This is a genomic window from Vibrio zhanjiangensis (assembly GCF_030161235.1).
GTDB lineage: Bacteria > Pseudomonadota > Gammaproteobacteria > Enterobacterales > Vibrionaceae > Vibrio > Vibrio zhanjiangensis.
Map to the genome: position 1 here is coordinate 1 of NZ_BSPW01000102.1, position 1201 is coordinate 1201.

At 50.7% G+C, this 1201-nt stretch carries 1 protein-coding gene; it reads left to right on the forward strand.

What is annotated here, in order from left to right; translation table 11 throughout:
- Positions 1-1201 (forward strand): AMP-binding protein (locus tag QQK21_RS21150; RefSeq protein ID WP_284194155.1); only part of this gene is annotated, 1201 nt, incomplete at both ends.

Sequence of the window (1201 nt, forward strand, 5' to 3'; positions counted from 1 at the left end):
AGTGATGCTGGCGTTACAGAACAATGACACCGCTGAGCTGAACTTGCCTGGCGTTGAGGTTCAATTTGAAGCGGCTGACCTGACCATAGCCAAATTTGATTTAACCCTGAATGTGGTGCAAGATGCGAATGGATTGGCGCTGGATTGGGAATACAATCGAGACCTCTTTAAAGCCGAGACGGTTGCACGTCTAGCAGGGCATTTTGAAGCCTTGCTACAAGCTGCACTGACTCAGCCAGAGCGCCCGCTGGCTGAGCTGGACATTTTGACCGTAGAAGAAAAACAGCAGCAGTTAGTCGAGTGGAACGACACCCAGCAAGACTTCCCAAGCGAGCTGTGCATCCATCAACTCGTTGAAGCTCAAGCTGCTGAGCAGCCAGACGCGACCGCTTTAGTGTTTAACCAGCAGAGCCTAAGCTATGGTGAACTCAATCAGCGGGCCAACCAGCTAGCGCATTATTTATTAGAGCAGGGTGTACGCCCCGATACCTTAGTCGGTCTCTGCGCTGAGCGCAGTTTTGAGATGATGATTGGGCTTTTGGGGATACTAAAAGCCGGAGGCGCCTATGTGCCTTTAGACCCAAGCTATCCAAGCGAGCGTCTGGGTCATATGATCGAAGACAGTGGTGTGGGGGTAATTATCACCCAGCAGCACCTCATCGACGGCTTACCTACAGGCACGAGTCAAGCATCTTACCGCACCATTGCTCTCGATAGTGAAGAGGTGCAGCAGCAACTGAGCCATTACATCGAGGAGAATATTGATCCCGCGCTGATCGGTTTAACCTCAAGGCACCTGGCGTATGTGATTTACACTTCAGGGTCAACGGGTAAGCCTAAAGGAGTGCTACAGACACATCAAATGCTCGTCAACTTAATGCAGCATCAACAGCTCTCAGGAGCCTTGGTCGACCCTTATAGAAGCTTGCAACTAACAAGCTTTGGCTTTGATGTCGCCGCACAGGAAATGTTTACCGCACTGACGACCGGAGGCAGTCTGCATCTAGAGCAGGCCGATTTACGTCTGGATATTCCGAGGTTGTATGACTTTATAAATGAGCAGCGTATTGAGCGCCTATTCGTTGTGCCGGCGGTTTTATCGTTATTGACGGATTACACCACGAAAAACGCGCGAGGGCTGCCGCACATTAAAGAGGTTATAACGGCTGGTGAGGCATTAATATTAGGTGCCAGCCTTTGC